Raw genomic sequence first — 23,346 nt, 5'->3', positions numbered from 1 at the left:
CGGACGCCATGTTCCGCGCACATTTGGATATAGCATGGTCCTGCTCCGAAATGGCAGAGTGCCTTCGGGAATCATGCGATAACGGGCCTGACGATCTTGCTGACATCCGCCAATCTTGCCGCCATCCTCCCATTTCCGGACCTCGATCCGGTTGCCATTTGGCTTGGGCCGGTCCCGGTTCATTGGTATGGGCTTGCCTATGTGGCGGGCATTCTGCTCGGCTGGCTCTACGCGAGGCGGCTGATCGACAACGGCAAGCTCTGGCTGAACGATACCGCTCCGATGACCCGCCAGCATCTGGATGACTTCATCCTTTGGGCTGCCATCGGCATCGTCCTGGGTGGACGCATCGGCTACATCTTGTTTTACGATCTCGGGCCGGTTTTGAACGATCCGATACGGGCCATACAGATCAACAAGGGCGGCATGTCCTTCCATGGCGGATTAACCGGCACGACCATCGCCATGTTTTTGTTCGCCAGACGCAATAAGATTCCGGTCTGGAGCATGTTCGACATCGTTGCCGCCGTAGCGCCGATCGGCCTCTTCTTTGGCCGCATCGCCAATTTCGTCAATGGCGAGCTTTGGGGCCGCGTCACCGATGTTCCCTGGGCGATGGTATTCTGCAGCCAGCATCTGGTCGATGCCAACAACGGAATCTGCCCCGCCGGCCCCGACCCGCGCCACCCAAGCCAGCTTTACGAAGCCGGCATAGAAGGCATTTTGCTCTTCCTCGTTCTGTTCGCGCTCTGCCGCTGGGCGCTCGCGCTGAAAAAGCCGGGGACAGTCAGCGGTATTTTCATTATCGGCTACGCATTCTCGCGTATTTTTGTCGAATTCTTCCGTCAACCTGACCGGCAGCTCGGCTATCTGCTTGAGACGAACTGGCTGACGATGGGCATGGTGCTGTCGCTTCCGATGGTTGCCATCGGCCTGTGGGCAGTTATTCGCGCCGGTCGGGCAGCGACCAGGCAAGCGGCTTGAGTTGAGGGTTTAATGTCGCGTGGCCTCCGTCGAAAGACGCTCCCAGCTTGTTGCGGGTCACGCATTAGCGAAAGCAAAGAATGACGACGGCGCTCGGGGAAAAAATCAAAGCCATCATCCGCACCAACGGGCCATTGAGCATCACCGATTATTTTTCGCTGTGTCTCGCCGATCCGGTGCACGGTTATTACAAGACGCGTGAACCCTTCGGCCACTCCGGCGACTTCGTCACCGCGCCCGAAGTCAGCCAGCTCTTTGGCGAAATGATCGGCGTCTTCATGGTGCATGCATGGCAGCGTCACGGGACGCCGGCGGACGTGCGGCTCGTCGAGATCGGCCCCGGCCGCGGCACGATGATGGCCGATATGCTGCGCGTCATCGGCAAGCTCGCGCCGCAGCTCTATGACGCCATGACGGTGCATCTGGTCGAGACCAGCGAAAGGCTGCAGGGTTTCCAAAAGCAGACGCTGGAGGCGCATGGCACGAAGGTCACGTGGCATATGGACTTCGGCGAAGTGCCTACCGGCTTTACCCTGCTTGCCGCCAACGAACTCTTCGATGCCATCCCCATCCGCCAGTTCGTGCGCACGCAAAGCGGCTTCCGCGAGCGCGCGGTCGGGCTCGACATCAGTGATGAGCTGACCTTCACGACAGGTGTCGCGACGCTCGATCCGGCGCTTCTTCCCGACGGCAGCTCGCCGCCGATCGGTACTATCTTTGAAATTGCCCCTGCCCGCCAGGCCGTGATGACAACGATCTGCGACAGGCTCGCAGTCCATGGCGGCACTGCGCTGGCCATCGATTATGGGCACATGGCCACTGGTTTTGGCGACACGCTGCAAGCCGTGCGCATGCACGAATATGACCCGCCACTCGAACATCCGGGCGAAGCGGACCTCACCAGCCACGTCGATTTTCAGGATTTAGCTCAAACCGCGCTCGCCTCCGGCATGCACATCAACGGATGCTGTCATCAAGGCGATTTCCTCGTCGGGCTCGGCCTGCTGGAACGGGCGGCAGCGCTTGGCCGCGACCAGGACGCGACCACCCAGGAGAGCATCCAGAACGCCGTGGAAAGGCTGGCCGCAGCCGGCGAAGGCAAGATGGGCGAGCTCTTCAAGGCTCTCGCGGTTTCTAGCCCGCCGATCGATCTCCTGCCATTTCGTCCCGTCAGTTGAACAGTGACTGTCGATCCTACGGATTGACAGTCAGCGCTGCGCTGGGCCAACATCCCGGTCAAATCGAACTGCTTCGCCGCAGACGCGTTGTTCGTCGCACGACAGGCAAACCAGAACTCAAGGAACGCTCCAGTTGCCGACACCAATTGCAAGCACGCTGCTGAGCGCCGCCGAGGCTGCCGGCATTCGCCATGGCTATTTCACCCGTGCAGGTGGCGTTTCGGAAGGCATTTATCGCGGATTGAACGTCGGGCTTGGCTCAAAGGACGATCGCGAACATGTGCAGGAGAACCGCCGTCGCGTCGCCGGCTGGTTTGGCCTCCCGGTGCAGAAGCTGGCCACTGTCCATCAGGTTCATTCGCCTGATGTCATGACGGTCGACGTGAATTACGATGGAAACCGCCCGGAAGCCGATGCGATGGTCACGGCCACGCCCGGCATCGCGCTCGGCGTACTGGCGGCCGATTGCGGTCCCATCCTTTTCGCCGATCCGGAAAATCGCGTCATCGGCGCGGCCCACGCCGGCTGGAAAGGCGCGCTGACCGGCGTACTGGAAAACACCATCGATGCGATGGTGGCGCTCGGCGCCCGCCGCGGGGCGATCATCGCCTGTCTTGGCCCCTCCATCAGCCAGGCAAGCTACGAAGTCGGCCCAGAATTCGTGGATCGTTTCCTCGCTTACGATGCCGGCTATGGCAAATATTTTGTACCGTCTGAACAAGCCGGCCATGCGATGTTCAATCTGCCGGCACTGACCGTCGATCGCCTGCGCAAGGCGGGCGTGACAGCCGAAAGCCTGAACCTCTGCACCTATCCGGACGCCGACCGTTTCTTCTCCTATCGCCGCACGACGCATGCGAAGGAGCTGGATTACGGCCGGCAGATCTCAGCTATCGCCATCGCGGAGACAAGTTGACATGGCCCTGCATTTCGAACGCAGCGAATTCGATGCCCGCCTCGCGCGGCTGCTTGCCAGAATGCAGGAAGAAAAGCTCGATGCCATGCTGCTGTTCGCGCAGGAGAGCATGTACTGGCTGACCGGCTACGACACGTTCGGCTTCGGCTTCTTCCAGACGCTGGTGGTCAAGGCGGATGGCTCGATGACGCTTTTGACGCGCTCTGCCGATCTTCGCCAGGCGCAGCTCACTTCGGTCATCAAGGATATCCGCGTCTGGGTCGATCGCCCCAATGTCGATCCGACACTCGATCTCAAGGAATTGCTCGTCGAACTCGATCTTCTCGGTGCACGTATCGGCGTCGAATACGACACCCACGGCATGACGGGCCGCATCGCCCGACTGCTCGATCATCAGCTGTCCAGCTTTGGCCAGATTGTCGATGCCTCTTATGTTATCAGTCGCCTCCGTTTGACGAAGAGCTCGGCAGAGATCGCCTATATCGAACGGGCAGCAGCCCTTGCGGATGATGCACTCGACGCAGCCCTGTCGCTGATCAAGCCGGGGGCAGACGAAGCCGATATTCTGGCTGCCATGCAGGGCGCCGTCTTGTCCGGCGGCGGAGACTATCCCGCCAACGAGTTTATCATCGGCTCGGGCCAGGACGCACTGCTCTGCCGCTACAAGGCCGGACGCCGCAGGCTCGATGCCGACGACCAGCTCACGCTCGAATGGGCCGGCGTCGATGCCCATTATCACGCCGCGATGATGCGCACCGTCGTCATCGGCAATTCCAGCCATCGACATCGCGAACTCTATAGCGCCTGCCTGGAAACGCTGCAGGCGATCGAAACGATCCTGACACCCGGCCACACGTTCGGCGACGTTTTCGACATGCATGCCAGGATCATGGATGAGCGTGGCCTCGCCCGTCACCGGCTGAACGCCTGCGGCTATTCGCTCGGCGCCCGCTTCTCGCCCTCGTGGATGGAGCATGAGATGTTCCACATGGGCAATCCGCAGGAGATGGTGGAGAATATGTCGCTCTTCGTGCACATGATCATCATGGACTCCGACAGCGGCACCGCCATGACGCTCGGACAGACCTATCTGACCACGTCCCAGACCCCGAAAGCCCTCTCGCGACATCCTCTCGAATTTCTTAACCGTTAGCGGCGTATTGTAGCGATCCTGAACGGGAGGACCGGAAAGAGGAAGGATCGCGCCAATGGGACTGGTCAGGATAGCATTGACTGTCGTCGGCTTTTGCCTCGCGCTCTCTGCCTGCAACACCACGGACGCTTTGACGCCGCCCGAGGCCATTGGTTATGCCGGCTCCAGCCCCGTCACGCAGCGCGATGTCGAGCGCCTGGCCGCAGCGCCACAGCCCCGCCGGAACTATCAGAACTCGCAGGATAGCTTCGGTTATCAGCAGCAGACTTCCCAGCAGGCCTATCAGCCCCAAAGCTACGGCGGCAGCGGCTCGCTCGACGAACAGGCGTCGGCGCTGCGCTCGAGCGGCACCAACCCCTATGCCTCCCGACCCTTGGACGGTGCTCGCACGGCGTCGATCCCCCAGGCCAACGGCAACCAAATTTCCGAGAGTGACGAGCAGCGCGAGGCGGACCGCCGCCTCTCGGAAGACCCACCGCCACAACAGCAGCAAGCAGCTGACGATCAACAGCCGGACCAGCAACAGGCATCGCTGCCGCCGGCCGCAGCGACGACAGGCGGCAGCAGCATCCGCTTTCTGCCGATCATCGGCGCGCCCGTTCAGGCCGTCACGCCGCTATCGCGTCAGCTCGGTGCCGATGCCCGTTCGCTCGGCTTGACGATCAAGAGTTCCAGCGACGCCAGCGCAAGCTACATCCTAAAGGGCTACCTCTCAGCCTTCGAGGACGGACCGCAGATCTCCGTGACCTATGTGTGGGACGTACTGGATGGTGCCGGCAACCGCGTCCACAGAATCCAGGGAGCCGAAAGCGCTCCGTTGAAGCGCGGCGATCCGTGGACGGCGGTCCCTCCAGCGGTCATGCAGAAAATTGCCACCAAAACAATGGCGGATTTCAACTCCTGGCGTAATTCCAGCGGTGGATAGTCACAAGCTTTTCAGAAATATGAAAGGTAACGCGCCTCTACCCCTTGCATTCGAGAGCGAGGTGATTAAAAGCGCGGCTATCAGGTTGGTAACAGGCGGACCACAATGAAGGTTTTCGCAGGCAATTCGAACCGGCATCTAGCCGAAGCGATCTGCAATTATCTTAACGTTCCTTTGGGCAAGGCTAGTGTCAGGCGCTTTGCGGACCAGGAAATCTTCGTCGAGATCCAGGAGAACGTGCGCGGCGAGGACGTATTCGTCGTCCAGCCGACTTCGTTCCCGGCCAACGACCATCTCATGGAACTGTTGATCATGATCGATGCGATGCGGCGCTCCTCGGCGCGGCGCATCACGGCGGTTCTTCCCTATTTCGGCTATGCCCGTCAGGATCGTCGCGCCTCCGGGCGCACGCCGATCTCGGCCAAGCTGGTGGCCAATCTGATCACCGAGGCAGGAGCCGATCGCGTTCTCACACTCGACCTGCACGCAGGCCAGATCCAGGGCTTCTTCGACATCCCCACGGACAATCTCTACGCCCTGCCGATCCTGACGCGCGATATCAAAGCAAATTACGATATCGGCAACGTCATGGTCGTCTCGCCTGACGTCGGCGGCGTCGTCCGCGCCCGCGCGCTTGCCAAGCGCCTCGACTGTCTTCTGGCGATCGTGGACAAACGCCGTGATCGCCCGGGTGAATCCGAAGTGATGAACATCATCGGCGAAGTCTCCGGCAAGGATTGCATTCTCATCGACGATATCGTCGATTCCGGCGGCACGCTCTGCAATGCGGCCGATGCCCTGCTTGCACGAGGCGCGGCAAGCGTTACCGCCTATATCACACACGGCGTTCTCTCCGGTGGCGCTGTGACCCGCGTGACGAATTCGCAGCTGAAGGAACTGGTCATCACCGATTCCATCCAGCCGACGACGGCCGTGCAATCGGCCCCCAACATCCGCGTCATAAGCACGGCAACTCTCATCGGCGAAGCCATTAACCGCACCAGCCAGGAAGAGTCGGTTTCCAGCCTGTTCGACTGAGGTCGGATAGCGCCTTGGAGCAATTCGAGGAAGCGTGCATAGCGGTTTTCCGCCCTAAATCGCGTAACAGCGAAAAGATGGAGCATCTTCGCGATTCGAAGAAAAGCGGAAAGGCCCTAGGAAGCCTTTGCTCCGGCTGAATGCGTCTGTCGCCATGTCAGCAGGCCAATTCCGATCAGGCCGGAGACGAAAACCGCTGCGCCAGCTCCCATGATCGACGGCCCGATGCCGAACCATGCAAACAGGCTCGGTGACATGAGATAGGCCAGAAACAGGCCGGAAAAGATCGCGCACATCATCAGACGATAGACCTGCCCGAGACGATGCGGCTCGCTGCGCGTCTGCATCAGATGCAGCATGGCCAGATTTTCGAAGGGGCCGTTGATGGCCGCAAAGCAAGCGACGATCATCAGCCACATCCGATCATGCATCAGCGGCAACAGAAAGACCCCTGCCCCGAAAGTCAACTTCGCCGCAATGATCCAGACGACAGGCCGGCGCGGCTTGATGCTGCTGAGAATGAGATTGGTCGTGACATTGCCGACCCCGTAGGCCGTCATCATCAAGCTGTAATCCGTCAGCGGATCGGCGCTGGTTTCTCGCAGGTGCAGGATCATCCCGAGCAGGATGCCCATGGCCCAGGCGATGTTTCCCATCAGATTGGTGAACAGGCCATAGAGAATGGCGGCGTGGCCTCGCGCGACACGCCATCCGCCGAGAACGCCGTCCACAACGGCAGCCGTGCCTGAAAATTCCCGCCGGCGCGGTGCGGCCGGCAGCTTTGCCACGGCCAGCCAGACCGCAAGTGCCGAGAGCAGGAAGGTCGCAGCCGTCACGGTGAAGAATTGCGACTTCGGCAAAAAGCCGTTCACGAGGGCAATCAGGCTCGGCCCGAGAATGCGCGCCATGCGGCGCGTGGCATCAAAGAGGCCGTTGGTGGCATGCCGGACATCCGGATCGACGGCAATGGTCGGCAAGGTTGCCTGCAGCGACGGGTCGAATGCCGACGTCAGCAAGGCAATGCTTCCGGCAAGCACCATTAGGAGCAGCAGGCTCATCAGATGCAGAAGACCGGCAAGCGACAGCATCAGCAAGAGCGCCGCCCTTACGAGATCGGTCGCGATCATCGTGGTGCTGTGCCGCCAGCGATCCGTGAGGATGCCGCCGAAAAGACTGCCGAACAGCAGCGCTCCGGACTGCAGCGCGGACACATATCCCGCATTACTGCCGATAAAATCCGCCGCGATCCAGACGACCGCGACCATGTAGAATTCCGAGCCCGTGGCGGCCAGCACTTGGCCGGCCCACAGAAGAGAGATCGAGCGCTGGCTCAACGGCCTCAGAACAAACATGGTCGCATTCTGATTTCAGAGTGGCTTACTTCATGACTTGGCCGTTGACCGTCACGCTGCCAGTATCGGAGAGATCGATGTCCCAGCGCGACCGCCCATCGGCATCCGTCTTGGCAAAACCCTTGGCCATCATCAGACCGAAGGAGAGCTGGGAAAGATCGGCCTTCGTCTTTGCCGCTTCCTGGACGGCAGCAATCGTCTTGTCGAGATCACGTGCGAACACAGACATCTTCATCGACACGCGGTCTTTCTCGTTCAGCCAGCCACGCATGCTTCCGGTCGCCTCGACATCATAGAGACCAGAGACGGCGCTGATCTTCGGGAAGTTGATTGTCATCGTGCCGTCCGGGAACATGGCCTCCTGCAACTTGGTGTCGAGAGCCGCCTTGCTTTCCGGATCATTGAAATCGGCCTGCTGGAAGACATCCATCAGGGCCGAAAAATTCAGGTTGGGCATCTGAATCTGGAAATCGGTCACATCGGGAATGAAAGCGATATAGTCTTCCGGCACCAGACCGGTGGCCAAGGTAAGCTTTTCGGCGCTCAATCCAAAATCGGCGTTCATCGCGTTGGTCGGGCCAGCCAACTTGACGAAGTAACCCAATTTCTGCAGGCCGCCTTCCCCGAAGGGTGTCGTAACGGAAATATCCTTGGCGGTGATGGCCTCGTCGAAGGAACCGACGATCGGCATGGCATTCATGAACAGCGCCTTCAGCGCCTTGCTGTCCGCGTCGGAGAGCGTCTTCTGGTCCTTGTGCTCGGAGACGAAGTGCAGGATGGAATTGACGGCCTTCAGCGGCAGCTTGGTCGCACCGGCGTTGAAGTCGATCGCCGCCACCTTGATTTCAGCAAGCGTCGCATCTGCGGACGAAACCTTGTCGTAGAACGACTGCATGCTTCCGTTCATCTTGACGTCGAGCCTGCCGGCCTCGCCACTATCGGCGGAGGAAAGCGTGTAGCCTATGCTATCGACCGTTCCTTCGTTCTTCTGGGCGCTGGCGTCGTTGGTCTTCGTGGCGAAGGTGATGCCTTTGCCCTGCAGATCGGCCGATCGCAGATAGTGGAGCGCCGGATCGAAGACGCCTTTGAAAACAGAGGAGGCTAGCGCGTAGCGGAACTCCACATCAGGGTCGGTGCCGGGCTTGGACTTCGCGGAAATGTCAAAGCCATTATTGCCCTCGACGTTCCAAAGGCCGCTGTCCAGTGGCGTCGCAAACATCGTCAATGGCTTCAGGCCGCTGATCTCGAAACCAGTGATATCTAGCTTATCGAACAGCGCCTTCAGGTCATAAGTGACCTCGTACTGAGAGCCTGCCGGCTTTACCGCGATGCTGCCGCTCTTGGCAATATCGTCGGGCAGGAAATAGGTCAGATTGTTGAAAAGATCCTTCGCACCCTGCTCACTGACATCAGCCGCCTGTGTGGCGCCAGCCACACCTGCAGCAAGGACAGCTGCCGCGGCAACCGCTTTGAAACGCATAATTTACCCCCAAAATATGATGGAAAAGAAATGTGAAAGCTCGAAAAGCACCATCCGGCTCTTCAAGCGGAGTTGTGTCTTTGCCCCGCTGCATCACGCGCGCCTGCGCCGCTTCAGGGCTTCTTCATCACCTGTCCGTTGACCGTTATCGTTCGATCCTCGTCCATCGTGACATCCCAGCGCAAACGGCCGTCGGGATCGGTCTTCGCAAACCCCTTTGCGGCCAGCATGCTGATGGAAACCCTGTTGAGACGGGCGTCTGCCTTCGCAGCCTCCTGAATGGCGGCAATGGTCTTGTCGAAATTGCGCACCAGGATCGTCGCCTGCAGCGAATAATCCGAATGTGCCTTGGTTGAGCCCTTCAATGCGCCGGAAACCTCTAGGTCGTAGACGCCCGACGTAGCGCTGACCTTTGGAAATTCAAGCGTGCCGTATCCATTTGGGAACATCGTGCGCTTGACGGCCTCGCCGGACATAGGCGCCGCCCGCGTGGTGATCGTCTCAAGCGCCGTGTCGATGAGGCCGGAAAAATTGATATTGGGGACACCGAGCTGCACATCCAGCGTCTCGGGCAGGAAGGACGCGTAAGCTGCCGGAATAAGACCCGCATCCGGCGTGAAATGCTCAGCTCGCAGCCCCAGATTGACATTCGAGGCCTTGGTGAAGCCGTCCATCTTGAAGCTGTAATCGATCCGCTTGATGCCGACCTTTCCCTTGTCCGTCGCGATGACGGCATTATTCAACGTCACCGTCTTGCCGAGAGAGCCGAATACGGGCAAGGCCTTGTGCACCAACTGCTCGAATTTCTCGCCGCCGCTCTCCGAAAGCTGCTTGGTCTTGATGTGCTGAACGAAGAAACGGATGAGTGCGCTCAACTCCTTCACAGGCAAGCTGGTCGCGGTAACGTTGGTGGTAACGCTATCGGCACTGAAGCTGAAGGGCGAGCCCTGCGGCAAAGTGAACGTCTCGTTCAGTTGCTGCAGCGAGCCTTGCATTTGCAGATCGACCTTGCCCGCTTCGCTGCTATCGGTCACCGTGTGGGCAAACGAAGCGCTGTCGATGGCGACATCGACCTTGCGGCCGCTTTTTGCTCCGCTGCCGACGCTCGAGAATTTCACACCGCCGCTTTTGATGCCCATCGAGCGCATCATCTCGATCGACGGATCGAATATGCCGTCAAAGGAGCTTGACGCGATCGAATAGGCGATATCCGAGACTGGCGAATGCACGGCGACATTGAGGCTATTGTCGCCCGTGAGACGCCAGCGGCCTTGTTCGACAGGTTTCGCAAACAGGGACAACGGCTTAAAACCCGTCACCGAAAGCACGTTGGAGTTGATCTTGTCGAAGAACTTCGCAAGATCGTAGATAATCTCGTATTGGTCACCCGCCGGCTTGACGGCCACGAAGTCGCTCCGAGCGAGATCGCGTGAAAGCGGAGAGAGCAGGATGTCGCGGAGATCGTCCGCACCCCGCTGACTGACGTCGGCGGCGTGCGATGCGCCGGTAAGGCCCATGGAGAAAATCGCGCCGACGATAAGCTTGGAGCGCATGCTCGACCTCACCTTCTGCCCCTGATCGATTGAACTCGACTGTTGAAGAGGCCGAGCGTATATGTCAAGCCGTTGATAGAAATGACGCCGCGGCTCGTGCCTCTCAGTTGCAATGTCATCACAGACCCCTGTTTCCGGGGGTGCTTGCACCTTTCACCACTTTGTATTATACGCCACGCGTCCGCGTAGACACCCTTGGAGGCAACGCGGATGAGGCAGGGCACGCCCTCCTCCAGTTCAATCGATACGGCGTATGACCGACCGGATGAACTCTCCAAATAACCTCGAAAGGAATAGCTATGAGCCACGAAAGCTACGAGCTCAAGGCCGAGGCGCGCGAACGGGTTGGTAAGGGGTCCGCCCGTGAACTTCGCCGCAATGGTCTGATCCCCGCTGTCATCTATGGTGACAAGCAGGCCCCCATTTCCATCGCTCTCAACACCAATGAGGTGACGAAGCGCATCCACGCCGGCGGCTTCTTGACGACGATCGCCACGATCGACGTCGACGGCAAGAAGATCAAGGTTCTGCCGAAGGACTATCAGCTCGATCCGGTCCGTGACTTCACGGTTCACGTCGACTTCCTGCGCGTTTCCGGCAACACCGCCGTTACCGTTGAAATCCCGGTTCACTTCGAAAACCATGAGAAGTCCCCCGGCCTCAAGGCTGGCGGCGTACTGAACATCGTTCGTCACGAAGTCGAAGTTCACTGCCCGGCCGACGCCATCCCGGAATTCTTCTCCGTTGACCTCAGCGGCCTGAAGAGCGGCGACAGCGTTCATATCTCGAATGTAAAGCTGCCGAAGAACGTCACGCCTGTTATCGCCGACCGCGACTTCACGATCGCAACGATCGTTGCTCCGGCAGCCGGTCTTGCCGAAGAAGAAGGCAGCGAAGAAGCCAGCGCCTAATCGGCCTCTTCATCGTAACATTCGAAACCCGCCTCCCCCTGGGATGGCGGGTTTTTCGTGTTTGGCGCGAATATTAGAGAAAGTAAACATAAAGATTTCTTGAATCTATACTTCAATCGAGGTCCATTAACCCCAGAGTTTCAGCAACATTTAACAGATTCATGAAAATCTACGCGAAAGAGTTGTGGGGAGCGGCGCACCCAGTATGCGGTTGGCCTGCGACTGGGGAGCAAACGGAATAATGAGTCATTCGGTCGAAAACAGGTTTTTCGCGATCGTCTGCGGTGCGCTGCTGGTTTTCGTGGCGCCACTCTTCATTCTGTTCCTTTTTCTCTCCTCCGAGCGCGCAGAAAAAGAAATCAAGGATCACATTACCGTTCTGCTCGTCGCCAATGCCCAGGCGCTGGCAAAGCCTTTATGGGACCTGGACGAGGACAGCGTCACCCAGATCAGCGCTACGACGGTCGCTGAGGGCGCGATCGTCAGGGTGAATGTCCGCGATCTTTCCGGCCAGCTCGACGTTACGCAATCGACCATCCCGAAATCCTACAAGGGCAATCTGGAATCGGTCTCCCGCCCGATCGTCTACAATGGCGTCGATGGCGCCAAGAAACTCGGCACCATCACCGTCTACTATCCCGAACTCGGCCTCTTCGATGGGCTGAAGAATGAAGAGATCGTCTTCATTTCGATCTTCATTTTCGCCGTGTTGACCGTTTTCGGCGCAGCGCTGATCGGCAACCGCATTTTCGTCATTCAGCCGCTGATGCGGTTGACGCATGCCATCGAGGCGACCCGCCGTCTTGGCTCGCGTCATCATGTCGACTGGCAGTCGAGCGACGAGATGGGTCGGCTTGCCAGCAGCTTCAACGACATGCAGAGCAAGCTACAGCGCGAAGAATCCGAGTTGAAATTCGCCCATCGGCGGGCGACCGACACTTACAATCTGACGCCCGCTATGCTGTTCTCGCTCGACAAGGACGATTGCATCGCCGCCGTCAGCGACTATTGGCTTGCCGCCACCGGTTATGACCGCGCCGAAGTGCTCGGCCGCCGGTTCGCAAGCCTGGTCCTTCCGGATTCGCGCTCGGAATACAGCGAACGCAAGCACGACAACCCCGACAGCGCCGCTCGCCTTGCCGTGACGGTGAAATTCCTCTGCCGTGACGAGCGGGTCATGGACGTCTTGATCCTCGAAACCACCGCGATCCAGGACGGCCTCTCGCTTTCGGTCATGACCGACGTCACCGAGCTCAAGCAATCCGAGGACCGCAATCTGCGGCAGGCGATCACCGATCACCTGACCGGCCTTCTCAATCGTCAGGGCTTCGAGACCGCACTGGACGCCAAGATCAACGAGGCAGACCTACGCAAGCGCGAACTCGCCTGCCTCTTCATCGACCTCGATCGCTTCAAGTGGATCAACGACAATATGGGCCATGCCGCCGGCGATGCGGCGTTGCGGGAACTTGTCTCACGCCTGCAGGAGTGCCTGAAACCCGGCGATATCGCAGCCCGCCTGGGCGGCGACGAATTCGCGATCCTGCTATTGGCCGAGAACGCGGAAGCACGGGCCTTCGACATGTCCGCCCGCATCGCGGAGATTTTCGAAGCGCCCTTCGAAGGCGACGCGCGTCTCAGCGCCAGCATCGGTATCGCCATCTATCCGCGCCACGCCACAAACGCCGCAGAACTGCTGCTGAAATCCGACATCGCCATGTATGCCAAGAAACGCGACGGGAAGAACGGCGCGCAAATCTTCGATAATGGCATGCTCGACGACTCCCGCCGCCGCGCCGAATTGGAAAGCAATATCGAGAGCGGCCTTAACGACGACTGGTTCGAGGCATATCTGCAGCCGATCGTGAATATCGACGACCGCTCGGTTGCCGGATTCGAAGCCTTGATGCGGCTGAACCATCCTCAGAAAGGTATCCTGCCTCCTGCCCGCATTATCGAGGTCGCCGAGGAAACCGGGTCTATCGTGCGTATCGGCAATCGCGTCATGGAAAAGGCGATCGCCAGTTTCGCAAAGCTGTCACGTCTCGATGGCATGGAAGATACCTACCTCGCCATCAACTTCTCGCCGCTCCAATTCGAGCCGGAATTGCCGATGCGCATCGCCGCCCTGCTCTCGCGCCACGATATTTTGCCACGGCGCATCGTCGTCGAGATCACCGAGGCCGTGCTCATGGATGACAATCCGGAGACGCGCATGGTCATCAACGAAATCTGCCGCTATGGCTGCCGCATCGCGCTGGACGATTTCGGTACAGGCTATTCGTCGCTGAGCTATATCAACCGTTTCCCGGTCGACATCATCAAGATCGACCAGTCCTTCATCAGGGCGATCAACGACACGGCTTCCGATGTCAGCGCCAAGAGCCGCATGCTGGTCGAAAGCATCACCACGCTCTCGCACAAGATGAACTGCACTGTCATAGCCGAGGGCGTCGAGACGGAAGAGGAATGCGCGACCCTGCGCACCATGGGCATAGATTATGGCCAGGGCTACCTCTTCTACCGGCCGCAGCATCCGGACAATCTGATGAAGATATGGACGGGCCTGATACAAGATCATCCAGCTCCTGTAGCCCAAGCATCCTAGCGAAGAGGAACCGCATGCGAAAGCCGCTGCTCATCATTGCAACCAGCCTGTTTTCGCTCTCTTTTCTCTCTCCGGTTCGCGCTGAAACGGTTCATTTCACCACCGAAGAATATCCGCCCTTCAACTATCGCGAGGGCAAGACACCCGTCGGCGCTACCACCGAACAGGTACAGAAGATCATGGCCGATATCGGCGTGAGCTATACCATCACCGTGCTGCCCTGGGTTCGCGCATACAATCAGGCCTTGACGGAACCGATGACCTGCGTCTTCGCCACCGCCCATAATGAAGAGCGCAACTCGCTGTTCAAATGGGTGGAACCATTGCTGATCGATCGCAGCGTTCTGATCAAGCATAGCGGCTCCAAGGTTGCGGCAGCAAACCTGGATGAAGCCAAGCAGTATCTCGTCGGCACCTGGCGGGAAGACTATACGGCAACGATATTGCACCGAAACAATTTCCAGCGCATCGACGTCGGCAGCGACTTCAAGGCAAGCCTGAAGAAGCTGATGAGCGACCGCATCGACCTGATGCCGATCTCGGAATTCTACTTCGACAAGCTGAAGGATGAAGGCAACGCGGTGGAAGAGGTAGCCGTCCTTGCGCAGCAACCCCTGAGCATCGCCTGCCAAAAGGATTTCCCGTCCGATCTTCTGAGCAAGATGCAGACGGCACTGACCGCGCTGATCGCCGACGGAACGCAGAAGCGAATTTACTTGAAGTACGGCCTGCATCTCGGCGACTGATCGCATCTAACCTTGACTTTGCCGCCATTTCCTTGTGGTGAAGGGCATCAGCATTTTCCAAGGGGTGAAGCGCATGCTTCTCATCGCGGGTCTCGGCAATCCCGGCGCCAAATATCAGAGCAATCGCCACAATATCGGCTTCATGGCGGTGGATGCGATCCATCGTCGCCACAGTTTTTCGCCCTGGTCGAAGAAGTTCAAGGCCGAGATTGCGGAAGGCGAACTCGGAGGCGAGAAGGTGCTACTCATCAAGCCGCAGACTTTCATGAACCTCTCCGGCGAAGCTGTCGGGGAAGCCATGCGCTTCTACAAGCTCGAACCCTCCCATCTTGTGGTGATCTACGACGAACTCGATCTGGTCGCCGGCAAGGCGCGATTGAAGACCGGTGGCGGCCATGGCGGTCACAACGGCATTAAATCCATCGACGCGCATGTCGGCCGCGAATATCGACGCCTACGCCTCGGCATCGGCCATCCGGGCGCCAAGGAACTCGTGCATAATCACGTCCTCGGCGATTTCGCCAAAGTGGACAGGGACTGGCTTGAACTCCTGTTCGATTCGCTTGCCGATAATGCCGACATGCTGGTGCGGGGCGAAGATTCGCAGCTGATGAACAAGATCGCGCTCGCTCTCGGCGGCAAGTCGGAAGACGACGCACCGAAGCCGGAGAAGAAAGCGCCGGCTGCCAAATCGCACATTCATCAGGCGCGCAACCACAGCCAGCCCAAGATGCCGGAAACCGGCCCGATGGCCGAGATGCTGAAGAGGATGTTCGGCAAGAAGGACAATTGAAATGCCGGAGGCAGCCTTCAAAGACACCGCAGAGATTAGCATCCGGCCGATAACGGCCGCGGATCTACCGACGCTCATTGCCCTCTACCAGCATTTGAACGCAGACGACCCGGTGCTGGAGCTATCGTTGGCGCAGCGCCGTTTCGCGGAAATCCTCGCCCATCCTGGCATGACCATTTTTGCCGCCTTTGACGGCGAGAAGGCGCGTTCTTCCGTTACACTGGCGGTCATTCCCAATCTGACGCGCGGTGGTGCGCCCTATGCACTGATCGAGAATGTCGTGACACATGCCGATTCCCGCCAGCGCGGCCTCGCCGGCAAGGTTATCCGCAAGGCAACAGCGACTGCTTGGGACAAAGGCTGTTACAAGGTGATGTTGCTGACAGGGTCGAAAGACCCGGCAACCCTGCGCTTCTACGCCAATAGCGGCTTCACGCAGGACAAGACCGGCTATCAAATCCGTCGCCCTGTCTGAGGCGCGACCGTAACCCTATTCTTCCGGCTCGGTCGTGAACATCAGCGGAAAGCCTCCGCTTTTCGCGAGATCAATCGCCTCCTGGGCCTTGGTCTCGGCAATATCCCGCGCACAAACCATGACAACGCAGGTACCGAGCTTGTGCGCCGTCATCATGACGCGATAGCCCGTCTCCTCGCTCATACGGAAGACGGCTTTGAGTACCATGATGACGAATTCCCGCGGCGTGTAATCATCGTTCACGAGAATGATCTTGTAGAGCTTCGGCCTGTCGACCTTCGGCTTGGTTTTAGTCTTTGGTTTCAGGACAACATCATTGTCACTCATCGGCATCACCGTTGACGACAGGAAAAGAGCTTTGGAATGATAGAAGGACTATAGTGCAGCGCACCACATCGTTCAAGGACAGTCCTGTCAAGGAGATAATGTGGTCGGCGGCAGCCACCAGCGAAACCAGGGCTTGCAATCCGTTTGGTTTCGCTTATAAAGCACCATCTATTAACTCAGGTTTGGGAGCAGCAAAATGAAGAGCACAGCTTCATCGCGCCCCTTAGGGGCACAAGCTTAAGCAGCGTCGACGCGCTGCGATGAGCTTTTTCGATCGGCGTTGACGCCGAGAGATTGACCCATCCTGGGAATATTTTCATGGGCAATTCCATAGGGACCTCCGGTCCCATCGCTATGCGCTGCGGTCAGCCTACTGCCGCGGTCGCACATTATTTTACATCGAAGTCCTGGATCGAAGGGACGGCACTCGAACAGCTCGGAGAGATCGCAAAGCTCCCCGGCATGCTTTCCGTCGCCGGCCTTCCCGACCTGCATCCCGGCAAATACGGGCCAGTCGGCATGGCCGCACTGGCGTCGAGACTCTATCCGCAACTGATCGGCAACGATATCGGCTGCGGCATGGCTCTTTTCGAACTCGATCTGCCTCAGCGTAAGTTCAAGCTCGACAAGGCGGCGGATATGCTGCGGGGCTTGGAAAACATCAGGCTCGATGTGTCGGATGTCTCGCAGATCGACCGATCGCTCGACCTCGAAATCAGCACGGAGACGCTAGGTACGATTGGCGGCGGCAATCATTTCTGCGAGATCCAGGCAGTCGAAGACCTGCTTGAGGAAGATGCAGGCCAGTTGCTGGACAAGCAGAAGCTCTATCTGCTCGTTCACACCGGCTCACGCGACCTCGGCGCCAAGGTGTTCAACCGCACCATCGACGTGAGCGGCGGCTTAGCTGAAGGCTTCGATCCGATGTCCGAAGCCGGCATGCAGTGGCTGCAGCTTCATGATCTTTGCGTCGAGTGGGCCAAGCTCAATCGGCGCATGATTGCGCAGCGGGCCGCTGTAGCCCTGCGGACAGACTGCAGGCTGATCGCCGACATCCCGCACAATCTCGTGCGGGCGACGGCGGACGGCTACGTCCACTATAAGGGCGCGGGTGCCGTCCAGAATTCCGCGATCGCACCGATCGCCAGCTCCAGGGCAAGCCTGAGCTATGTCGTCGAACCGCTTGCGGCTGCGGCAAAGTCGCATTGGGCGATCTCGCATGGAGCCGGTCGGAAGTATGATCGTCGCAACATGCACGGCCGGACGGGTTCCACCCGCTCCGAGCGGGAGGCGCTGCTGCGCAACCCGTGGGGCGGCATCGCAATCTGCGACGATCGCAAGCTCGCGATTGAGGAGGCGGCCGGCGCCTACAAGAATGCCGGTCAGGTCATCGCCGATCTGGCCGATCACGGCCTCATCCGGCCGCTGGCATCGATGAAGCCTCTAATTACCTACAAGAAGGTCAGCATCGATCACGAGGAGCCGAAGAAGGATCGCATGCGGGACCGCAGAGCAAGCGGGAGGCTCCGGGATGTCTGAAATTCATCTTCTCGCAACCTCAGGCAACGGCCCGGCAGAATGCAGGGTCGCGCTGAAGGCCCTGCTGTCCATTCTGGAGAGCGAGGCCCGCGACAAAGGCTGCGAGATCGAGGTTACCGCGTCGCGGGCACCCGATCTGCACGACCCTGTTTCGGCAATCATCACGCTGCGCGGCGCCGAGGCACATCGCCTCGCAGCGGATTATTGCGGCTCGATCCGTTTCATCTTCAAGAGCAGGATCAGGCCGGGACACAAACGGCAAAACTGGTTCGTCGGTATCAAGCAGATCGAATTGCCTGATACGGCAAAGGAGATCCCGAGCATTCAGCGGGACGATATCCGCTTCGAGACACTGCGTGCCGGCGGCCCCGGCGGGCAGCACCAGAACACGACCGACAGCGCCGTCAGGGCAACGCATATCGCGACCGGCATTACCGTAACCTGCCGCGATGAACGTTCTCAGCACCGCAACAAGGCGCTGGCGGTAAGGCGACTGGAGGCAATGCTGCAACTGCTGGCCGAACGTCAGAATCAGAACGCCAAGACCGCCCTCTTTCTCGCCAACAAGGAGCTGGAGCGCGGCAATGAAGTAAAGGTGTTCCGACTTTGAAAGGATGACCCGCTCGGCTGAAACCGGGCGGGTCATTTGGTCCAAAACGCCCCTTTTTGCCGGAAAATAGGCTCGGCTTTCGCACAAGGCTTGACCCGCAACGGCCCTTCCCCCATAGGCACTGCAAAGATTTTCAAGATATGGACAAGGTGCCATGGGTTTCAAATGCGGTATCGTCGGGCTGCCTAATGTCGGCAAGTCCACTCTGTTCAACGCGCTGACCAAGACGGCGGCGGCGCAGGCGGCCAACTATCCGTTCTGCACGATCGAGCCGAACACGGGTGAAGTCGCGGTTCCCGATCCGCGCATGCGCAAGCTTGCCGACGTTGCCAAGTCGAAGGAACTGATCCCGACGCGCATCTCCTTCGTCGATATCGCCGGCCTCGTGCGCGGCGCGTCGAAGGGCGAAGGTCTCGGCAACCAGTTCCTCGCCAACATCCGTGAAGTCGATGCCATCGTGCACGTGCTGCGCTGCTTCGAAGATAGCGACATCACCCATGTCGAGGGCCGCATCAATCCGGTCGCCGATGCCGAAACGATCGAGACCGAGCTGATGCTCGCCGACCTTGACAGCCTGGAGCGCCGCACCGAACAGACGCGCAAGCGCGCCACCGGCAAGGACAAGGAATCCATGGCGATGCTGCCGATCATGGATGCATCGCTCGCATTGCTGCAGGAAGGCAAGCCGGTTCGCACGCTGCTGTCGAAGCTCGATGCCGAAGAAATCCGCATCCTTAAGAGCCTGAACCTTTTGACCTCGCATCCGGTGCTCTACGTTTGCAACGTCGCCGAAGGCGATGCCGTCAGCGGCAATGAGCATACGGCGGCCGTCGCGGCCATGGCGAAGGAACAGAATTCCGAAGTCGTCATCATCTCTGCCGCGATCGAGGCTGAGGTCGCGCAGCTGCCGGAAGAAGAGGCGAAGGAATTCCTCTCGGCCCTCGGCCTCGACGAAGCCGGCCTCGACCGGCTGATCCGCGCCGGTTACAAGCTTCTACACCTCATCACCTACTTCACCGTCGGGCCGAAGGAAACGCGCGCCTGGACGATCGAACGCGGCACGAAGGCGCCGCAGGCAGCCGGCGTCATCCATTCGGATTTCGAGCGCGGCTTCATCCGCGCCAACACCATCGCCTATGAAGACTACATTGCTTTCAACGGCGAAACCGGCGCGAAGGAAGCCGGCAAAGCGCGCGACGAAGGCAAGGAATACGTCGTCCAGGATGGCGACGTCATCCACTTCCGCTTCAACACCTAAGGCATGCCGCGCGAAAGTGTTGGCCGGACTTACGACACCCATATGCGTGAAATCAAAGGCCTGAAGCGCGAAACGCGAATCTGAGAGATCACGACGCGCTTCAGCACACCTCGGCTTGCCGGCGCCTATCTGAGCACCGGCAGTCTCGCTTGCAGGCCATCCGGCAGCTGAGAGACGACGACGCGACGCAATGTCGTCCAACCAATGCCGATCACAAGCACCACCACCCCGACAATCAGCAGAACCAGAAAGCCAACCTGATCGAGCCCGGCATTGTTGTGGCGAAGAAGCGCGCCTGTCGCGAGACCAAGCGACACGAGACCGGCGGTGACGAAGGCGCGGCGATCGATCACAAGGCCGATGAGCATCATTGCCACGACAACGCCGAGAACTGTCAGCGCCTGCGTATAGCCGCCGAAAAAGACGTTGGCGAGGTTGGCGAAGGCAGCAGCGCCGTCACCAAGCTCCAACCGCAACGCCAGCAGAATCGTCGAATAAAGTAAGGCTGGCGCAGTCGCGAGATGTAGCCAGAAGGCAACGTCGGAGCGGCGCGTAACCCTTCGCGGATCACTCAGGTCAAAGCGCATCGCCAACGCAAAGCTGCCGACAGCGGCGGCCAGCAGGATCACGAGCGTCACGGTTGGGTAATCGGCCGGCACGTCCGTGGAGTGAAGCGCCGAGCCGATGACATAGAAGATCGTCGCCAGCAGCAGCCCGAACAGGGAGAAAAGTAGCAATGCCAGCGACAGGGGCACCCGGTAGCGCCAGTAAAATGCCGCTAGCGTCAACGGGAACGGAACGGTCAGCACCAGCGCGCCAATGGTGAAGTTATCGGAAAGGGCTGGCGTGGCGCTGATATAGCCTATCACCGTGTAGATAAGCCAAACGACGAGAGCCACTGTCAAAACCACAGCCGGCAGCGCCAGTCGCTGGCGGCGCACCAGGATCTCCGCCAAAAGGACGATCGCCAGCACCAGCAGATACCGATGCGCCAGCCCCCACAGCCCGACGAGCAGGACGATAATGCCGATCGTGATCAGTACATCATGGAAACCGCGAACGAAACGCGGAGCCTCCGTGTCCTCCAACGGGTTGGCTACCTCGGCTGAAGGTGCGTCCAAAAGGCCGCCGGCCACGCGCGCGCCGATATTTCTCGCGGTCAAATAGGGAAGCAGCCGCTCTGCCTGCGTGTCGGAAATAATCCCCTCGCCGGCCGCATCTTCCAGCGCGATTCTAAGCTCGCTCATCTCTGATCCCATTACATTTCCTTGCCAGCAAGCCTCAGCATATCGTTGCGGCACAATCAAGAGCTGCCGGGACATCCACGGCTATTCGGCGGCGGGTATCGCTCGCCACGTCGTTGAAAGGGCTTGCGCCGCGACTAGTCCCTATGCGATTGCCGATCTGGAGCATGTCGCGCAAAAGCGCGTTGCGGTTTCGCGACAACGACATGCCGAGACGCCAGAACCTGAAGAACAAGGAGCAGATCCAAGGGATCGCGATGCGCTTCAGGCGATTTGAAGGACGGCATGAGACATGACGAAACTGGCCTATGAAGACTTCAAGCCCGAGCGGGAATTTCCGCTTGGTCCGAAGCATGTAACGGCTGAGGAAATTGTCGCATTTGCAAGCGAATTCGATCCGCAACCCATGCATCTCGACGAAGAGGCAGGCCGTGCCAGCATCCTCGGCGGCCTTGCGGCCTCCGGCTGGCACACATCTGCGATGTTCATGCGCATGATGTGTGATTCCTACCTTCTCAACACGGACGCCCAAGGCGCGCCGGGCATCGACTTCATGGACTGGAAGAAGCCGGTTCTGGCCGGCGATACGCTGTCCGGCCGCTCCATCGTGCTGGAGGCGCGCCCGATGCGCTCGCGCCCTGCCATCGGGATCGTCAAATTCCGTCACGAAATTGAAAACCAGCGCGGCGAGCTCGTCTGCCTCGGTGAGAATGCGACAATGGTCCGGTTGCGCGCCGGTGCGGAGGCCACGGCATGAAACTGAATGATCTCTACACGATCGGCGAACGCATGGAGATCGGTAGCCATACCTTCACGCCCGAAGGCATCGTCCGCTTTGCGTCGTGCTTCGATCCACAGATCTTCCATATGGATGCCGAAGCCGCCAAGCATTCGCTGTTCGGCGGGCTCTGCGCCTCCGGCTGGCATAGCTGTTCGGTATGGATGCGCAACTTCGTCGACTTTTGGAAGTCCGAAACGGCTCGTCTGATTGAGGCAGGCAAGACGCCACCCACGCTTGGCCCCTCGCCGGGCTTCAAGAACCTGCAATGGCTGCGCCCGGTCTTTGCCGGCGACACCATCACCTACGGTCTCACCCTCATTGCCAGCCGCCCTCTGGCCTCGCGTCCTGGCTGGACGCTCTATACGCTTGCCTGCGACGGCAGCAACCAGGACGGCACGCAGGTTCTGCGTTTCGAAAGTACTGTGCTGGGATTTGATTAGACCATGGCGGGCTGAGTTCCGCACGGAACTGCGCGATAACACCAAGTGGAGCGGCGGGGAGCGAACAGAACCCCGCACGCGCATCTCGCCGACGAGATCAGTGGCCGGAGAATTCCACCAGAGTGTGAACCGGCACCTCAAGCTCTTCGAGCTTCTTGCGGCCGCCGAGATCAGGCAGATCGATGACGAAGCAGGCTGCAACGACTTCGGCGCCGATCTGGCGCAACAGCTTCGTTGCGCCGACAGCGGTGCCGCCCGTCGCGATCAGGTCGTCGACGAGGATCACTCTTTCGCCCGGATTGACCGCATCGCGATGCATCTCCATTTCGTCGACGCCGTATTCCAGGCTGTAGGCGATCCGGACAATATCGTGCGGCAGCTTGCCCTTCTTGCGGATCGGCACGAAGCCGGCCGACAATTGATGTGCCACCGCTCCCCCGAGAATGAAGCCGCGCGCTTCCATTCCGGCGACCTTATCGATTTTCGTGCCGGCATAGGGCTGTACGAGAGCATCGACCGCGCGACGGAACGCCCTGGCATCGCCAAGCATCGTCGTGATGTCACGGAAGATGATGCCCGGCTTGGGATAGTCCGGAATGGAGCGGATGCTGGCGGCAAGCTCCGATGCAATAGTGTTCATCAAATATAGTCTCTCAGGCTGTGATAGGGCCGGCGGCACCCTAGCAACATGTAGGCGCTATACCAACAAAAAAGGCGGCCTCGACGCAGCCCGTGTGGAAACGTTTGGAGGCTCCGGTTTGACCGGAGCCTCTTTTGGTTTCTGGGTCTATGCGGGCTTTAATGTCATGTTTATGGTGGGCATGATGTTGTAGGCGAGCACGGAGAGGGCCATTTCGGTTCTGGTGCCCTTGAGGTTTCTGGTCAAGAAGCGTCCGCCTGCCATCATCCGTTTGATGGTGCCGAACGGATGTTCTGCCGTGCATCGACGCAATCGCATCATGTCGGGCGTTGCCCGTTGATGCATGCGGGCGAGTGCATCTTCATCGAGATGCCTTTGACCATATCTTCGGGTGG

The 23,346-nt window shown here is 59.3% G+C and carries 23 protein-coding genes; 16 read left to right on the top strand and 7 right to left on the bottom strand.

All coding sequences use genetic code 11. The annotated features are described in order from the left end of the window. Positions 1-96 precede the first annotated feature (96 nt). From lgt to QD461_RS07155, 6 genes are all read left to right on the top strand, one after another. Entirely contained in the window at positions 97-984 is an 888-nt protein-coding gene (gene lgt / locus QD461_RS07180) for a prolipoprotein diacylglyceryl transferase (protein ID WP_414087109.1), read from the top strand. 80 nt (positions 985-1,064) lie between these two features. Then, positions 1,065-2,162, top strand: a complete 1,098-nt coding sequence (locus QD461_RS07175; protein ID WP_414087108.1) for a class I SAM-dependent methyltransferase — start codon at positions 1,065-1,067, stop codon at positions 2,160-2,162. 133 nt (positions 2,163-2,295) lie between these two features. Next, entirely contained in the window at positions 2,296-3,078 is a 783-nt protein-coding gene (gene pgeF, locus QD461_RS07170) for a peptidoglycan editing factor PgeF (protein WP_414087107.1), read from the top strand. Position 3,079: 1 nt separating this feature from the next. Then, positions 3,080-4,231 carry a M24 family metallopeptidase gene (locus tag QD461_RS07165; RefSeq protein WP_414087106.1) on the top strand — a complete coding sequence of 384 codons (1,152 nt, stop codon included), beginning with the start codon at positions 3,080-3,082 and terminating at the stop codon, positions 4,229-4,231. 55 nt (positions 4,232-4,286) lie between these two features. After that, on the top strand, positions 4,287-5,156 hold the full coding sequence (locus tag QD461_RS07160; protein WP_414087104.1) for a hypothetical protein: 870 nt from the start codon (positions 4,287-4,289) through the stop codon (positions 5,154-5,156). A 105-nt stretch (positions 5,157-5,261) separates the two neighbouring features. After that, the gene (locus QD461_RS07155; protein WP_414087103.1) at positions 5,262-6,194 is read left to right on the top strand and encodes a ribose-phosphate pyrophosphokinase; all 933 of its coding nucleotides are present in this window, start codon (positions 5,262-5,264) and stop codon (positions 6,192-6,194) included. Positions 6,195-6,310: 116 nt separating this feature from the next. Here QD461_RS07155 and QD461_RS07150 read toward each other — a convergent pair whose 3' ends face one another. From QD461_RS07150 to QD461_RS07140, 3 genes are all read right to left on the bottom strand, one after another. After that, positions 6,311-7,546, bottom strand: a complete 1,236-nt coding sequence (locus QD461_RS07150) for an MFS transporter (protein WP_414087102.1) — start codon at positions 7,544-7,546, stop codon at positions 6,311-6,313. Between the two features lie 25 nt (positions 7,547-7,571). Continuing rightward, positions 7,572-9,026, bottom strand: a complete 1,455-nt coding sequence (locus QD461_RS07145; protein WP_414087101.1) for a hypothetical protein — start codon at positions 9,024-9,026, stop codon at positions 7,572-7,574. Positions 9,027-9,139: 113 nt separating this feature from the next. Next, positions 9,140-10,579 (bottom strand): hypothetical protein, encoded by a 1,440-nt coding sequence (locus QD461_RS07140; protein WP_414087100.1) that lies wholly within the window; start codon positions 10,577-10,579, stop codon positions 9,140-9,142. Positions 10,580-10,878: 299 nt separating this feature from the next. Here QD461_RS07140 and QD461_RS07135 point away from each other — a divergent pair, with 299 nt between their 5' ends. From QD461_RS07135 to QD461_RS07115, 5 genes are all read left to right on the top strand, one after another. Beyond that, positions 10,879-11,490, top strand: a complete 612-nt coding sequence (locus QD461_RS07135) for a 50S ribosomal protein L25/general stress protein Ctc (RefSeq protein ID WP_184703142.1) — start codon at positions 10,879-10,881, stop codon at positions 11,488-11,490. A 241-nt stretch (positions 11,491-11,731) separates the two neighbouring features. Beyond that, positions 11,732-14,098 (top strand): EAL domain-containing protein, encoded by a 2,367-nt coding sequence (locus tag QD461_RS07130; RefSeq protein ID WP_414087099.1) that lies wholly within the window; start codon positions 11,732-11,734, stop codon positions 14,096-14,098. 14 nt (positions 14,099-14,112) lie between these two features. Next, a complete protein-coding gene (locus tag QD461_RS07125; RefSeq protein WP_414087098.1) occupies positions 14,113-14,844 on the top strand; it encodes a substrate-binding periplasmic protein in 732 nt (243 codons plus the stop codon). Between the two features lie 73 nt (positions 14,845-14,917). Next, positions 14,918-15,637, top strand: coding sequence for an aminoacyl-tRNA hydrolase (gene pth, locus QD461_RS07120; protein WP_414087097.1), 720 nt, complete (start codon positions 14,918-14,920; stop codon positions 15,635-15,637). Between the two features lies 1 nt (position 15,638). Continuing rightward, positions 15,639-16,112, top strand: a complete 474-nt coding sequence (locus QD461_RS07115; RefSeq protein WP_414087096.1) for a GNAT family N-acetyltransferase — start codon at positions 15,639-15,641, stop codon at positions 16,110-16,112. A gap of 15 nt (positions 16,113-16,127) precedes the next feature. Here the strand turns inward: QD461_RS07115 and clpS are convergent, their stop codons facing one another. Continuing rightward, positions 16,128-16,439: an ATP-dependent Clp protease adapter ClpS gene (gene clpS, locus QD461_RS07110; protein WP_184703137.1), complete on the bottom strand. Its 312-nt coding sequence runs from the start codon at positions 16,437-16,439 to the stop codon at positions 16,128-16,130. 318 nt (positions 16,440-16,757) lie between these two features. Between clpS and QD461_RS07105 the strand changes: the two genes are divergently transcribed. The 3 genes from QD461_RS07105 to ychF all read left to right on the top strand — a co-directional run bounded on the left by QD461_RS07105 (position 16,758) and on the right by ychF (position 19,846). Further along, entirely contained in the window at positions 16,758-17,978 is a 1,221-nt protein-coding gene (locus QD461_RS07105; protein WP_414087095.1) for an RNA ligase RtcB family protein, read from the top strand. Further along, positions 17,971-18,588 (top strand): peptide chain release factor H, encoded by a 618-nt coding sequence (gene prfH, locus QD461_RS07100; RefSeq protein ID WP_414087094.1) that lies wholly within the window; start codon positions 17,971-17,973, stop codon positions 18,586-18,588. The genes QD461_RS07105 and prfH overlap by 8 nt, the downstream gene beginning before the upstream one ends. 154 nt (positions 18,589-18,742) lie before the next feature. After that, a complete protein-coding gene (ychF, locus tag QD461_RS07095) occupies positions 18,743-19,846 on the top strand; it encodes a redox-regulated ATPase YchF (RefSeq protein ID WP_184703134.1) in 1,104 nt (367 codons plus the stop codon). Between the two features lie 125 nt (positions 19,847-19,971). On the opposite strand, the gene QD461_RS07090 is transcribed toward ychF, so the two are convergent. Then, positions 19,972-21,093, bottom strand: a complete 1,122-nt coding sequence (locus tag QD461_RS07090; RefSeq protein ID WP_414087093.1) for a hypothetical protein — start codon at positions 21,091-21,093, stop codon at positions 19,972-19,974. A 289-nt stretch (positions 21,094-21,382) separates the two neighbouring features. Between QD461_RS07090 and QD461_RS07085 the strand changes: the two genes are divergently transcribed. Beyond that, positions 21,383-21,847: a MaoC family dehydratase gene (locus QD461_RS07085; RefSeq protein ID WP_414087092.1), complete on the top strand. Its 465-nt coding sequence runs from the start codon at positions 21,383-21,385 to the stop codon at positions 21,845-21,847. Beyond that, positions 21,844-22,311: a MaoC family dehydratase gene (locus tag QD461_RS07080; RefSeq protein WP_414087091.1), complete on the top strand. Its 468-nt coding sequence runs from the start codon at positions 21,844-21,846 to the stop codon at positions 22,309-22,311. The genes QD461_RS07085 and QD461_RS07080 overlap by 4 nt, the downstream gene beginning before the upstream one ends. A gap of 97 nt (positions 22,312-22,408) precedes the next feature. On the opposite strand, the gene QD461_RS07075 is transcribed toward QD461_RS07080, so the two are convergent. Together QD461_RS07075 and QD461_RS07070 are read right to left on the bottom strand one after the other, a co-directional pair. Further along, positions 22,409-22,951 (bottom strand): adenine phosphoribosyltransferase, encoded by a 543-nt coding sequence (locus QD461_RS07075; RefSeq protein WP_414087090.1) that lies wholly within the window; start codon positions 22,949-22,951, stop codon positions 22,409-22,411. Between the two features lie 147 nt (positions 22,952-23,098). After that, positions 23,099-23,346 (bottom strand): transposase (locus QD461_RS07070; RefSeq protein ID WP_414087089.1); only part of this gene is annotated, 248 nt, incomplete at its 5' end.

Source organism: Rhizobium sp. BR 314 (assembly GCF_047445805.1).
Lineage (GTDB): Bacteria > Pseudomonadota > Alphaproteobacteria > Rhizobiales > Rhizobiaceae > Rhizobium > Rhizobium lusitanum_B.
Note: the sequence above shows the minus strand (reverse complement) of the source record. Positions and strands in the feature narration are given on the sequence as shown.